The sequence below is a fragment of the Providencia sp. wls1922 genome (assembly GCF_009706505.1).
GTDB lineage: Bacteria > Pseudomonadota > Gammaproteobacteria > Enterobacterales > Enterobacteriaceae > Providencia > Providencia lanzhouensis.
This window is the reverse complement of record NZ_WLUG01000081.1, coordinates 1-14396: the sequence shown is the minus strand read 5'-3', so window position 1 is coordinate 14396 and position 14396 is coordinate 1. Positions and strand designations below refer to the sequence as shown.

Annotated in this window: 13 protein-coding genes; 8 read left to right on the top strand and 5 right to left on the bottom strand. The window is 44.1% G+C overall.

Annotated elements, in window-relative coordinates; genetic code table 11:
- The first annotated feature begins 180 nt into the window (after positions 1-180).
- Both folD and ybcJ read left to right on the top strand, forming a co-directional pair.
- The gene (folD, locus tag GKR71_RS08455; RefSeq protein ID WP_036952132.1) at positions 181-1038 is read left to right on the top strand and encodes a bifunctional methylenetetrahydrofolate dehydrogenase/methenyltetrahydrofolate cyclohydrolase FolD; all 858 of its coding nucleotides are present in this window, start codon (positions 181-183) and stop codon (positions 1036-1038) included.
- A 17-nt stretch (positions 1039-1055) separates the two neighbouring features.
- Positions 1056-1268: a ribosome-associated protein YbcJ gene (gene ybcJ, locus GKR71_RS08450; RefSeq protein ID WP_108478314.1), complete on the top strand. Its 213-nt coding sequence runs from the start codon at positions 1056-1058 to the stop codon at positions 1266-1268.
- A gap of 62 nt (positions 1269-1330) precedes the next feature.
- Here ybcJ and GKR71_RS08445 read toward each other — a convergent pair whose 3' ends face one another.
- Together GKR71_RS08445 and cysS are read right to left on the bottom strand one after the other, a co-directional pair.
- On the bottom strand, positions 1331-2416 hold the full coding sequence (locus tag GKR71_RS08445) for a protein-tyrosine phosphatase family protein (protein WP_154634148.1): 1086 nt from the start codon (positions 2414-2416) through the stop codon (positions 1331-1333).
- Positions 2417-2880: 464 nt separating this feature from the next.
- Positions 2881-4269 (bottom strand): cysteine--tRNA ligase, encoded by a 1389-nt coding sequence (gene cysS / locus GKR71_RS08440; RefSeq protein WP_036952136.1) that lies wholly within the window; start codon positions 4267-4269, stop codon positions 2881-2883.
- Positions 4270-4569: 300 nt separating this feature from the next.
- On the opposite strand from cysS, the gene ppiB reads away from it, so the two are divergent.
- The 5 genes from ppiB (at position 4570) to GKR71_RS08415 (ending at position 8942) form a co-directional block, all read left to right on the top strand.
- Positions 4570-5064 (top strand): peptidylprolyl isomerase B, encoded by a 495-nt coding sequence (gene ppiB / locus GKR71_RS08435; protein ID WP_006659258.1) that lies wholly within the window; start codon positions 4570-4572, stop codon positions 5062-5064.
- A gap of 11 nt (positions 5065-5075) precedes the next feature.
- On the top strand, positions 5076-5798 hold the full coding sequence (gene lpxH / locus GKR71_RS08430) for a UDP-2,3-diacylglucosamine diphosphatase (protein ID WP_036952138.1): 723 nt from the start codon (positions 5076-5078) through the stop codon (positions 5796-5798).
- A 169-nt stretch (positions 5799-5967) separates the two neighbouring features.
- Positions 5968-6483 (top strand): 5-(carboxyamino)imidazole ribonucleotide mutase, encoded by a 516-nt coding sequence (purE, locus tag GKR71_RS08425; RefSeq protein WP_154634147.1) that lies wholly within the window; start codon positions 5968-5970, stop codon positions 6481-6483.
- Positions 6483-7568: a 5-(carboxyamino)imidazole ribonucleotide synthase gene (gene purK / locus GKR71_RS08420; protein ID WP_154634146.1), complete on the top strand. Its 1086-nt coding sequence runs from the start codon at positions 6483-6485 to the stop codon at positions 7566-7568. The genes purE and purK overlap by 1 nt, the downstream gene beginning before the upstream one ends.
- Before the next feature lie 120 nt (positions 7569-7688).
- Positions 7689-8942, top strand: a complete 1254-nt coding sequence (locus tag GKR71_RS08415) for an MFS transporter (protein ID WP_036952144.1) — start codon at positions 7689-7691, stop codon at positions 8940-8942.
- Positions 8943-9050: 108 nt separating this feature from the next.
- Here GKR71_RS08415 and GKR71_RS08410 read toward each other — a convergent pair whose 3' ends face one another.
- From GKR71_RS08410 to ybbA, 3 genes are all read right to left on the bottom strand, one after another.
- Positions 9051-10430 carry an esterase-like activity of phytase family protein gene (locus GKR71_RS08410; RefSeq protein WP_154634145.1) on the bottom strand — a complete coding sequence of 460 codons (1380 nt, stop codon included), beginning with the start codon at positions 10428-10430 and terminating at the stop codon, positions 9051-9053.
- A 232-nt stretch (positions 10431-10662) separates the two neighbouring features.
- Positions 10663-13110, bottom strand: coding sequence for a putative ABC transporter permease subunit YbbP (gene ybbP / locus GKR71_RS08405; protein WP_154634144.1), 2448 nt, complete (start codon positions 13108-13110; stop codon positions 10663-10665).
- Positions 13107-13793 (bottom strand): putative ABC transporter ATP-binding protein YbbA, encoded by a 687-nt coding sequence (gene ybbA, locus GKR71_RS08400; protein ID WP_036952147.1) that lies wholly within the window; start codon positions 13791-13793, stop codon positions 13107-13109. Before ybbA ends, ybbP begins: the two co-directional genes overlap by 4 nt.
- Between ybbA and tesA the strand changes: the two genes are divergently transcribed.
- Positions 13761-14396 (top strand): multifunctional acyl-CoA thioesterase I/protease I/lysophospholipase L1, encoded by a 636-nt coding sequence (gene tesA, locus GKR71_RS08395; protein ID WP_036952149.1) that lies wholly within the window; start codon positions 13761-13763, stop codon positions 14394-14396. The genes ybbA and tesA overlap by 33 nt on opposite strands.

The window sequence follows — 14396 nt, the reverse complement described above, 5'->3', positions numbered from 1 at the left end:
CGCAGACAGCCTATCTGGCTGATGGCGTTGAATTATACGGTTGCTGAGCGCCGAGTCAATGGCTTTTCACTACTTAAATAACGATATGCTTACTTTATCTATCAGATAGACCTGACATTACTAGCAAGTTCTGACAAAATAGAGGCATCCCCCGTGTCTCATATATGGATTAAGTTACAGATGTTAGCAAAAATTATTGATGGGAAAACGATTGCGCAAGCAATTAGACAGGAAGTTGCTCAAAAAGTACAAACTCGTATTGCCAATGGTAAACGAGCTCCCGGGCTTGCCGTTATTCTCGTAGGCGCTAACCCCGCTTCTCAAATTTATGTTGGCAGTAAGCGACGTGCTTGCGAAGAAGTTGGCTTTATTTCTCGCTCCTATGATTTACCAGACACGACAACTGAAGCTGAACTGCTCAAGCTTATTGATGACCTTAACCAAGATAATGAAATTGATGGCATCTTAGTTCAGTTACCATTACCTGCTGGCATTGATAACGTCAAAGTGATTGAACGCATTCATCCCGATAAAGACGTCGATGGTTTTCACCCTTATAACGTCGGTCGTTTATGCCAACGTGCGCCTCGCCTGCGTCCTTGCACCCCAAGAGGGATTGTTACCTTACTTGAGCGTTATGACATTAATACTTATGGTTTAAACGCCGTTATCATTGGCGCATCAAATATTGTTGGTCGTCCGATGAGCCTTGAATTATTATTAGCGGGCTGCACCACCACCGTTACTCATCGCTTTACCAAAGATCTCGAACAGCATGTCCGTAATGCGGATTTACTAGTCGTGGCTGTAGGTAAACCTAACTTTATTCCAGGCGAATGGATCAAACCGGGCGCTATCGTTATCGATGTCGGTATTAACCGCTTAGAAAATGGCAAAGTGACTGGAGATGTTGATTTCGATGAAGCGTCAAAACGCGCTGCATGGATCACGCCAGTTCCGGGCGGTGTTGGGCCAATGACCGTGGCTACACTGATTCAAAACACGCTACAGGCGTGCGAAGAGTACCACGATATTTAATGTAATTTGGAGTCACAATGGATATTTTTCATCTTGATGGTCATCCCCATATCGAGTTATGCGACCTGCTAAAAATTGAAGGTTGGGCAGAAAGTGGCGCGATGGCAAAATCAATGATTGCTGATGGCTTAGTGCAAGTTGATGGTGTTGTTGAAACACGCAAACGCTGCAAAATTGTCGCAGGCAAAGTCGTTTCTATGGGAAGCGAACAAATCAAGGTACAAGAGTAGTTCTCACTGCATACTTGATAGAGGTAAGCTGAGCCCTATTCAGCTTACCTTTTGTTACTCAATCAAAAAGCCCACTTACCGATGGTTCTTGTTGGGGATAATGGCACATTTGTGAATTCTTGTAATTGCCGATATTGCGCTTCATTTTGGACCATATTCGGGCTTCCTGTCTCCCGCAATGCTAATACGATATTTTCCATCGATAGTTTATTTCCTGCCTTTCTCCACTGCATGCATGCCGCTAATACCCCTGTTCGACCAATGCCAGCTTTGCAATGAATAACGGGAAGCGGTTTATTTCTTCCTTCTATATCTACTCCTTGATTTTTATAGAGTTCAAATAAGCTACCTTCATTGATGACTCTAATAAGCTGGTTTAATTTAACTAACTCCTCCGTTGTTACCGTTCCCCCATCATTCCAATTAGTCACGTGGATCACAGGGATTGAATGCTTTTTATGACCATTAGAAATCTCCATTTTATATTGGCTAAATTCCAACGGGTTCGCCCCTGTGCTTGTTTTTTTAGGTTCTACTTTATAATTCTTTTTTTCTTGTTCAAAAGTGACTTCAATGGCGCCATATTTTTGATTACTCATAAAGTAAGGTGGGAGCTTCTCTCCTTGCAAGATAGAATTATCAATCTCTTGTTTTGATGCTAAGACAACTAATATCGGAGTTTTGTTTGCTATAAGCATAGACAAATGATTTTCAATGGCTTGGTCATTATCTTTGGGGTATTGGCAGCGGATGGCTAAATTTTCTCCCCCCACTTGGAGCCGATTGGCAGCTAAGGTGACAAGAGATTTGCAAGAGTTTTGTATTGAAATTTGAGTCTGTTTTGCACTACCAATATTGGGATATCTCTGCCCCCTACTCTCTGTATCGTATTCAATGTTTTTCACCAGTAACTGTGTTTTTTCAGCCAATTTATCGAATGCCGTAGCTTTAGTAGCGACTCCTATATTTAGTTTTAGTTTTAGCTTTAACCTATTTCTTTTGACGGGTGTTGTTTCAGCCAAATGTGGGCTAAGTTCGGAGATATTTTGGATAGACTTAATACGTTCAGGGAGATGGCTTGTATTTGATGATACTGGAAATTCTGTCAATGGCGATACGGTTAGTCGATTAGCGTTTATTGGAAACATATTTATCCTTATCTATGTTTTCATTGTGAGTGAATTCACCGTTTTGGTGACCCAATGTTAAATTCCACTGTCTATATTTCACTGGGTAGTATCGACAACTGTCATCATCCTCGCTTGCAAATTTAGCCGCTGCAGCCATAAAAAAACCCACCAAAAATAGATCCTTTTTAGTGGGTTTTATTCTTATTTGTTAAGCTAGTTAAGCTAGTTAAGCTAGTTAAGCTAGTTAAGCTAGTTAAGCTAGTTAAGCTAGTTAAGCTAGTTAAGCTAGTTAAGCTAAATTCTCTAAATTATTCGAATTGTAAGCAAACCGGTATTACGTGAAAAACGATAAAGGACAATATTCTAAATAGTTCGTGTTGTGGCTAGGCGGCTAGCAAGGATATCTCGGGGAGCATACATGAGTATGTGACCCGAGTAGCCGAGTGACGCCAACAACGCCACAGCGCGAAATATGGCGAATATTATTTGCGACGCCATGTCGTACCGGCAGACGAATCCTCCAACACAACCCCCATCGCCGCTAACGCATCACGTGCCTGATCCGCCAGAGCCCAATCCTTACTTTGACGCGCATCATTACGCTGTTTAATCAACCCTTCGATTTTCGCGACTTCCGCATCATCTTCGCCTTGTGCTCCAGCTTGCAGGAAAGTTTCAGGATCTTGCTCTAACAGTCCCAGCACTTTTGCCAGTTCACGTAATTGAGCCGCTATGCCGTTCGCTGCATCCATATTTTCAGTTTTCAGGCGGTTTAATTCACGCGCCATATCAAACAACACAGAATAAGCTTCTGGTGTATTGAAGTCGTCATTCATCGCTTCACAGAAACGATTCTTATACTCTTCGCCGCCTGCTGGTACAGCCGATTTATCTGTGCCGCGCAGCGCTGTATATAAGCGTTCTAACGCGGTACGCGCTTGCTTTAAGTTCTCTTCGGTATAGTTCAATTGGCTACGATAGTGACCTGAAAGCAGGAAGTAGCGTACAGTTTCCGCATCGTAGTACTCTAATACATCACGGATGGTAAAGAAGTTGTTGAGAGATTTAGACATTTTTTCTCTATCAACCATCACCATACCGGAATGCATCCAGTAATTAACATAGGGGCCATCATGGGCGCAGGTAGATTGCGCAATTTCATTTTCATGATGCGGGAACATTAAGTCAGAGCCGCCGCCATGAATATCAAAATGGTTGCCTAACTCTTTACTGTTCATTGCCGAACATTCGATATGCCAACCTGGGCGACCTAATCCCCACGGAGATTCCCAGCTTGGTTCACCCTCTTTGGACATTTTCCATAAAACGAAGTCCATTGGATTACGTTTTACATCAGCCACTTCAACACGGGCACCCGCTTGAAGTTGGTCTAAGTCTTGGCGAGATAATAAGCCGTAGTTTGGATCAGTTTTGACTTCAAACATCACATCGCCATTATCAGCAACATAAGCATGACCGCGCTCAATCAAGCTTTCAGTTAGCTCAATGATTTCATGAATATGGCGAGTGGCACGCGGTTCGCTGTCTGGACGTAGGATATTTAATGCATCAAAATCTTTATGCATTTCCGCTAACATGCGCGTAGTTAATTCTTCCACGCTTTCATTATTTTCAGCGGCACGTTTAATGATTTTGTCATCAATATCTGTCACGTTACGCACATAATTCAGGTCATAGCCTAAATAGCGTAAATAGCGGCTAATTGCATCGAAAGCCACAAAGGTACGACCGTGACCAATATGACACAAATCGTAAATGGTGATGCCACACACGTACATCCCAATCTTTCCAGCATGGATGGGTTTAAATTCTTCTTTTTGACGACTCAGTGTATTGAAAATCTGCAGCATCTTTTTATTTCCATTTTATTAGTACGTGTATATTTATCATACATCAGATTATCGCGATGTTGAGGATAAAATATCCAGATTCAACCTTACGAAAATAGCACGGTATTGAATCGCGATCACCCGAAGAAAGCAAGGTTAGCGCCTGACTTTATCGCCTGATTTATTAGGTCACTGTTATGGGATAACCTATTTTGCAAACACACTGTCGCTTCAAGTCAGGTTTTATCTGTGATATAAACTTGCTGATCTCAACGCTTTCGCAAGTTAGCGCATAAAAAACAATTATTCAGGATAGCTATTATGGTTACATTTCATACCAATCACGGTGACATCGTTATCAAAACTTTCGCAGACAAAGCACCTGTCACTGTCGAAAACTTTTTAACTTACTGCCGCGAAGGTTTCTACAATAATACCATTTTCCACCGTGTTATTAACGGCTTCATGATCCAAGGCGGTGGTTTTGAGCCAGGCATGAACCAAAAAGACACTAAAGCGCCTATCAAGAACGAAGCTAATAACGGACTGAAAAACAGCCGCGGTACATTAGCAATGGCTCGTACTAACGATCCACACTCAGCAACAGCACAATTCTTTATCAACGTCGCTGACAATGACTTCTTAAACTTCCGTTCAGAGCGCCCAGATGGTTGGGGTTACTGCGTATTTGCTGAAGTGGTTGAAGGTATGGACGTTGTTGACAAAATCAAAGGCGTTTCTACTGGTCGCAGTGGCTTCCACCAAGACGTACCTCGCGAAGATGTTGTGATTGAAAAAGTGACTGTCAGCGAGTAATCCCTGAATTTATGTCCACTTATATCATTGCAGATTTGCATTTAAGTGAAGATGAACCGGCGATCACCGCCGGTTTTCTTACATTTATTGAACAGCAAGCCATCCACGCCGACAGCCTGTATATTCTCGGTGACTTTTTCAATTATTGGATTGGCGACGATGATAATACCCTCTTGCATCAGCAAGTGGCTCAGGCTCTAAAACAGCTGAGTGAACGCGGTATCCCTTGCTATTTTATTCATGGCAATCGCGATTTTTTATTGGGTCAACGTTATGCAAAACAGTGCGGCATGACCATTTTGCCCCAAGAAACCCTACTTGAACTATATGATAAGCGTATTTTAATTATGCACGGTGATACCTTATGCACCGACGATGCTGCTTATCAGAACTACCGTAAAAAGGTCCATACTCCTTGGATCCAACGGGTATTTTTACTGCTACCGCTCTTTATTCGCCGCCGCATCGCACAAAAAATGCGTCGCAATAGCCAATATGCCAGCAGTATGAAATCCGAAGCCATTATGGACGTCAATTCCGACGCGGTAGTTGATGCCTTAAACCGCCATCAAGCACAATGGATGATCCACGGACATACGCATCGCCCTGCTATCCACGAGATTAATCTCGGTGGTCAACTTCATTTTCGTGGCGTTTTAGGCGCATGGCACAGCGAAGGCTCAGCCTTTGTGATCAACGAAAACGGCGTTGAGCTTATTTTCTTTCCTTTTTAACATTCCTATCTTGATAAAGACACGCAGATAAATTGTTGGTCGTCAGTATGACTGTTTGCTTATTTTATAATCACGCAAACGTTTTCCTTACCTAATTACCGTGATATGATCGGGGCAATTCACATTCCCACCCTTAGGGTGATATTTTTCAATACAGGGATCACACCAAATGACTGCCCAAGTTCCTGCTCAATCTGCGGCAAAAATCGCCATTGTTATGGGTTCTAAAAGTGATTGGACAACCATGCAGCATGCCGCTGACGTGCTGACCGAACTGCAACTGCCTTTCCATGTTGAGATTGTTTCCGCACATCGCACGCCAGACAAACTATTTTCCTTTGCTGAAAATGCTAAACAAAATGGTTTTGATGTGATTATCGCGGGTGCCGGTGGTGCCGCCCATTTACCGGGAATGTTAGCCGCAAAAACGCTGGTTCCCGTCCTTGGTGTCCCTGTACAGAGCGCTGCATTAAGTGGTGTCGATAGCCTGTATTCTATCGTTCAGATGCCAAAAGGCATTCCCGTTGGCACACTTGCCATTGGGAAAGCGGGTTCAGCTAACGCCGCACTGCTAGCAGCACAAATTTTAGCCAATCATGACAGCGAGCTATTCAATCGCTTATCCGCATGGCGCGAAGCACAAACCAACGACGTATTAAATAACCCAGATCCGAGGGAAGCGTAATGAAACCGGTTTGTGTCCTTGGTAACGGTCAATTAGGTCGCATGCTGCGCCAAGCAGGTGAACCGCTGGGTATTTCTGTTTTTCCTGTTGGATTAGATGCAGAGCCTGAAGCCGTTCCTTATCAGCAAAGTGTGATCACCGCTGAAATTGAACGTTGGCCTGAAACCCCATTAACCAAAGAGTTAGAGCGTCATAATGCGTTTATTAACCGTGATATTTTTCCACGTTTAGCTGACCGCTTCCCACAAAAAAGCCTGTTCGACTCATTAAATTTATCGACGGCACCTTGGGCGCGATTAGAATCGCCAGACCAGTGGCCAGAATTGTTCGCCACTCTTGGTGATTTTTTAATCGTCAAGCGTAGAACTGGTGGCTACGACGGTCGTGGTCAATGGCGTGTTCGCCCTGGTGATGAACAAGCACTCCCTGCGGAAATTTACGGTGAATGCATCGTCGAGCAAGGGATCCCATTTGATGCTGAAGTCTCCGTAATTGGCGCCCGTAGCCAATCCGGTGAATCAGTGTTCTACCCAATCACCCATAATCTTCACCAAGAAGGGATTTTACGCACCAGTGTGGCTTTTCCTGACGCAAACCCTGTCCAGCAACAACAAGCACAGACGATGCTCAGTGCCGTGATGGATGAGTTAGGCTATATCGGTGTGATGGCAATGGAGTGTTTTGTGGTTGGTGATAAACTGCTGATCAACGAAATCGCCCCTCGCGTTCATAATAGTGGGCATTGGACTCAAAACGGTGCTTCCATTAGCCAATTTGAGCTTCATTTACGCGCGATTTTAAATTTACCGATGCCGACACCAGAAGTTTTCAGCCCTGCGGTGATGGTCAATTTAATTGGCACTGATGTTAACCAAGAATGGTTAAATCTGCCTTTAGTCCATTTACATTGGTATGAGAAAGAAGTGCGCCCAGTACGTAAAGTGGGTCACTTAAATCTGACTCATAGCGATGTTCATCAACTCGAAAATACCCTCGATAGTTTGATCCCAATGCTGCCAAATGAGTATAAAAGTGGCATTGAGTGGGCAAAAACAAAATTAGGCTGGTACTCTCGCCAAAAATAGGGAAAATAGCGCTATTCGTGCCCGAGAGTGATATTTCGGGCATTGTGCTATTTTTGCCCTACTTTTATAGTGATTACTTGTGAGTGATGACTAACTCACTAGGGCGCCACTGGAGTGCATATGCCAGAAACACAAGCCTCACCGTTTAGTCCGTTATACCAATGGTCAATTCTTATTCTCCTCGGACTGGTTTATTTCCTTGCTACCGCCACCACATTTACCTCATTAGGCGTAGTATTACCGAGCATGATCGGCGAATTAAAATGGAGTTGGACTGAGGCAGGCTTTGGTTTTACTTTACTTGGTTTAACCTGCGGTTTAGCGAGCTTTTTACCCTCATTGCTGATACGTAAAGTCGGTGTTCGTCTCACGCTACTTTTAGGCATGCTCGTGTTCTGCTCTGGCTTTTATAGCCTCTACTCCACCGAAGCTATCAGCACCTATTTCTTAGGTACCGCTTTGATTGGTATTGGGTTTACGCTATTAGCGACCGTTCCGGGTACCTATGTACTTTCTCGCCTATTTGAAAAACAATCTCTGGCATTTGGATTGTATTTCACGATTGGTGGATTGGGTGGCGTTGCAGGTCCTTGGATTTACTTCTACGCATCGAATCAATTAGGCTCTTGGCGAATGCACTGGGTATTATGTGCAGTTTATCTTAGCATTGTCACAATCATCACTATCTTGGCATTACGTGAAGGGAAAAAAGAACAAGATCACGCCAAAAAAGTAATGCAAAAACAAGTTAGTCATGCGAATAAGCCTATTTATCGTACCGCTGAAGTTTGGACAGTTCGCCGCGCATTACGCACTTGGCAGTTCTATTTAATTGCTGCGACTTATACCTCTTTTTTATGGTGCGGTATTACAGTAAACAGTTTTGCAGTGGCGCATATTGAAGAGCGTGGATTTGGTATGACCATCGCGGTTTCTCTGCTAAGTACCATGGCGTTTGTAAATGCATTTTCGCGCTTCTTAGGCGGCGCGGCGGGTGAATGGTTGGAGCCGAAACGTTTACTGATTGGTAGCCTAATTATTATGGTGCTTGGCGTAGTGGCACTGAGTATCTCCACATCATGGTTCTGGCTGATTTTGTTCGTGATTTGCGTGGGTGTTGGCTACGGTATGACCTTCTTAGCGTCCAGTGTTTTACTGTCCAATTATTTTGGTCGCGGACCTTATTTAGAGTTGTTCTCCGTCGTCAATTTAATCTCAACCATTGCCTGTTTAGCGCCATTTATCGCAGGTGCAATTAAGGATATTACAGGCAGTTTTACCCCTGCATTTTTAACCATCGCAGCTCCTGTTATCGTGATCCTATTCTTTACTTTAATGATGAAGCCCCCTGCTTTAGAAGTAAAAAAAGATTAACCCCTAAAAAGAAAAACGCTCGGGGATAACCCGAGCAAATATCAAACCAAGGGAAAAACAAGGATCCATTTACACGTTCTACTTCTTACCGGTATAACTGATTACGCATTACTTCAATAATTCCGGTACTCTCAGCAAGATAAATTCATTATCATCCGCTTGATTAGGTTCACGACTGGAAGAGAATGGGTAGTTATTATCGTTACCGACAATAATATGTTCATTATCCACCACATCCACGTTTTCAATCGTAAAGAATGGGAAGGTAAATACCCCATCATTTAGCGGTTTTCTGGCTAGCTTGTTAGGGTCTTGGATGTTCATTAAGTCAACATAGGCTTGTTTATCCACTGCATCACCCACATTTTTATCTGAAAATTCAATGCGATAAATACGTTTGAATTTTGCTAAGTTGCTAAAGCAGTTTTCTTTGTTTTTTTCGCCTTCAGCGCACGCTTTATCCGCGGTGCCTTCCCCATTATCACGTTCGATAATCAAACCGTGAGTGTCATCAATCAGGTTAAAATCACCGATGGCATTTTGATTATCTTCAAAAACATATAACCAACTGCGCCCAGTCCAATCTTGCTTTTTCACATCAAATTCAAGAATACGTGCCGCTTTTTTGCCGTTCACATTCTCATAGTCTTGTTTATCTTCTTGCCACAAAGCCCCTTCCAACATCGGATAAAGTTTGGAGCCATCCGGCGATGATGCCATTCCCTCAAAACCTTTTGAGCGATTGACTTGGAAAATCACTTTATCCGCAGGTTTACCCGGCGTTGTCAGTGTGTAGTGGTCAGGGGAAACGACTTTCTTGCCTTCAACTTGTGTTTCAAATAGCGCCAACACCTTGCCATTTAAATCCATTTTGATGAGATAAGGCCCAAATTCATCACCCACCCATAAGGCACCATCGGCAAATTGAAAACTTTCTGGATCAAAGTCACTTCCCGTCAAATAACGCTTTTCACTGCTTTCGTTAATAATATGAAAAGGAATAATTTTGTTGGGATCGTGGAAGAAAATTGTTTTCAACGGGTTGGCTTTCCCCGTTTTAAAATCAATATCATACTGAGTTAAATACAGCATAGAGTCAGGGGAATTCATTTTATTCCCAAAACCGTTATCTGTGAGCACCCAGTAGGTACCATCAGCCATACGCTTGATACCTGAATGACCTTGTAACGGTTGCCCCTTGATTGGAACAAACTTACCTGTTGGGCGCCCATCGGATTTTCCCTCCACTTTATTCAGTGTATCAACGCGGGTTCCTGTAGTGTATTTGCCACTATGTTGCATATCCGAAGGTGCATTTTCCGGCGTTGGTACTGTCGCATCCACCGATAAAATGGCATGCCCAGCAAGTGTGGCTGGCACTTGTTTCTGTGAAATTTGTTGAGCAACCCCTGCGGTGCTAAATGAGAGTAAACCAATTAATAAAGAAAGGGATGTTAGTTTGAAAGTTATTGGTGTAAGGCGAACCATTGTTATTTTCCTATTTCATACCATCAATAATTGATGGCGGAATCATAACCGTGGCGAATGAAGGTTTTGTGAAGGATTAGAGACAGTTCGTTTAACCAATCACACTAACAAAATAATATTTATTTGATGTCGGATACATCAACTTAAAAAATCTATACAGCGAAGCTCAAGCATCCGATTTTCATTTTTAAGTAGAATAGCCACCTTCGTGACTATTCTACTTTTTATACATTTAACCGTTCGATAATCGACGATGCTGATTGCCAGTGCCGATTAACCTCAGCCCCAGCCAACTGCCACACACCGATAACAAGAACCCAGCACAGAGCGGCAATAACACCCACAGGCGCCATTCTGGCTGCCACGGGAAATCAAAGACCTTAGTTTGCAGTAACCATAGTGCCACTTCAGCTCCAAATGCCGCGGCAAGCCCTGCCATTCCGCCGAGTAAGGCAAATTCACCCCATAAAGTACGGCGCATCAGTTTTTTGCTCGCACCTAGGGTACGATACACCACCAACTCACGCTCTCGTTGGCTCATACCCACTTGAATCTGTGCGAGTAACAATAATACGCCACAGAAAATCACCAAAACCACCATCACTTCTAAAGCTTGGCTTACCTGCTGTAAAATCTGCTGAATTTGCGTGATGATAGCGCCCGTATCCAACACATTAATAGTTGGGTACTGATGACTCAGCTGTGTTAACAACTGCCCATCGCCATCATAATGGAAGCTACTCAACCATGTTTCTGGCATTGGCGATAATGTTTCTTCCGCAAAAATAAAGTAGAAATTTGGGCGCAAACTTTCCCAATCCACTTTACGAATACTGCTCACTTTAGCCGTGAAAATCTGCGAGCCAGCATTGAACGTCAATTTATCGCCGATTTTTAGTCCTAACTCTTTAACGACAGTTTGCTCAATGGAAACTTCCCCCGCTTTTGGTGGCCAGCTCCCTTGCTCTAACTCGTTTGCAGGCGGCAATGTTGATTGCCACGTTAAGCTTAGCTCTCGCCTAACCGTATTATTATTGGGATCGCGAGCATCCGCCCACTCAATCGCAGACTGGTCATTAATTTCCGATAAACGCGCTAACACAACTGGATTAAACTCCGTTGGTGTAACCTCGTACTGTTTCAACAGCTGCGTAACAGGATCAAGCTGAGACTGAGTCATATTAATCAGAAAATAATTCGGGCTATCCGCCGGTAGCTGCTGTTGCCAGCGATCTAAAAGATCCCCTCGAACCAAAATCAACAATGCCAATAACATAAATGACAATGAAAATGCGCTCATCTGGGTAATAGTTTGCAATGGCTGACGCAATAAGCGGCTCACTGATAAACGCAGACTGAGCTGGCGAAACTGTACTTTTCTCAGCAACCACAACCCTAGCCAACCAATCAACGCAAGGAGCACCGCAACCACAACAATTCCCAGCAAGATTGACCATAATAGTGGGTTTACCCCTGCAAACAGGAATAACCCGCCGACCACTATCAACGTAACCACAGGCAGATAATAATACAGTGGCCAAATTGGTGATTTGGCATCTTCCCGTAATACACGAGAAGGTTGAGTCCCCATCAATTGATAGTAAGGACGGATCCCCACAATAATCGCGATAATAAACAGCGTTGCCACCGCCCAGATCCACGGCCAAAAACTGGCGCTCGGCAAGGCTTTAGGTAACATTGCCGACAATATCTGCATTAAAATGCCTTCAAAAGCCAGCCCCAGCAAAGACCCTAATAATGCCGCTGCCACTAAAATCACTAACCACTGACCAATGATCCACTTACGTAATGCACCTCGGTCTGCCCCCAAGGTCTTCAATACCGCTATCAGTTGGTGACGGCTTCGACAATAATGAGTCATCGACACCACCACCGCAGCAATCGCCAATAACAGCGTTAGCAGCACCGATAGCAGCAAAAACTGCTGAGCGCGCTTAAAGGTTTTCCCGACCGCACCGCTGTCATCATCCAAGGTATACCAGCGCTGATCGCTACGTAACTGAGCATCATATTTCTCTTTAAATGCATCAATCCCTTGGCGAGAACCCGCAAACATATCGCGATACGTTAAACGGCTTCCCACTTGAATAGCCCCAGTTAATGGCGCATCTTCAATCGAGATCAACACCCTTGGCGCAATTTGAAAGGGGTTAAAACCACTATCAGGTTCCTGAATTAACGTCCCTGAAATCGTAAACGTCCCATCGCCGATATCAATCTGTTCGCCAACCTTTAAGTTCAGTAATTCCAATAATCTCGGGGCGACGAGAATATGCCCTTTAGTGGGTTTTAACCCCGCAGGCTCGGTCACTAAGTCACCGTATAGTGGATAACTCGCATCCGCCGCTTTCACTAACACTAACTGCGGGCGCCCTTCTTCATCAGCGGTAGAATACGCCATAGTTGAAAATGAAATTTGCTGGCTCAATGTCAGGCCTGCTTGCTGCGCTGCGGCAAGCCATGTTGGCTCACTCGGATGGGAAGAACGCAACACCAAATCTCCCGCGAGTAGCTCTTGGCTCTGATAGCTCATGCTATTTTCAATGCGATCGCTGATCCGCCCTAACGCCAGCACACAGGCGACTGCCAAGGTTAATGCTAACCACACAATCAACAGAGACGGCGTTTTCCATTCACGCCAAAACCAGCGCCAAATCATGACTCTTCCCTCAATTGCCCATCAACTAACCGTAATCGACGTTGGCAACGGGCGGCTAACTCATTGTCATGGGTAACCAAAATCAGCGTAGTACCGTGCTCTTTATTCATCGCAAATAACAAATCGGCGATTTTATCTCCCGTATGGCGGTCAAGATTTCCTGTAGGTTCATCAGCAAATAAGATTTGAGGCTGACCATTAAACGCCCGAGCCAATGCCACACGCTGCTGCTCACCGCCTGAAAGCTGAGCTGGCATATGTTTTAAGCGATTTCCTAACCCTAAATCCGTCAGTAAGCTCACCGCCTGCTGATGACTCTTGGTTTCGGATTCACCGCGCAGTAAAGAAGGCAATTGGACATTTTCAAGGGCGTTCAGCGTTGGAATTAACATAAAAGATTGGAAAACAAAGCCGACACTTTGCGCCCGTAATCGCGCCCGAGCTTCTTCGTCCATGGTCGTTAAGTCTTGATCAAGCAACTTCACGGTGCCGCTAGAGCCATCATCCAACCCAGCAATAATGCCTAATAAGGTGGACTTTCCTGAACCTGACTCACCAATTAAAGCAATTGTCTGGCCAGACTCGACAATTAGCTCGACTCCTTGCAATATAGTCAGTTCATGTTCACCTTGACCAACACGTTTAATGAGATGATGAACTTCAAGAATATTTTGCGCCGACATATATTGGTTTTTCTCCTGTTAGTTACCGCTAGTGGACAAACACTCGCTGCAACGAAACTATTGATCCTCGGCGATAGTCTTAGTGCAGGCTATCGAATACCCGCCGAGCAAGCTTGGGCAACATTACTTGCCGAACGTTGGCAAAAAAAGTCGCCACCGATTTTAGTTATTAATGGCAGTATTAGTGGAAATACCGCCTCTCAAGGGTTAGAACGTCTCCCCACTCTTCTAGCCCAGCACAAACCTGACTGGGTGCTGATTGAGCTGGGAGCTAATGATGGTTTGCAAGGGCTATCTGTTGAACAGTTAGGTATAACATTACAACAGATTATCGACCAAATAGAGCAAAATGGTGCTAAACCGCTCTTAATGCAAATTCGTATCCCGCCAAACTATGGTAAACGCTACACATCCAGCTTCGAAAAAGTGTACCCAACGCTGGCTGAAAAAAATAACCTTCCGCTGATCCCATTTTTTATGGAAAGCGTGATCACCAAACCGGAATGGATCCAACCTGATGGTATTCATCCCACTGAGCAAGCCCAGCCCACGATTGCAGATTTTATGGAAAAACAGCTATCGCCCTATTTATTAACCAAATAA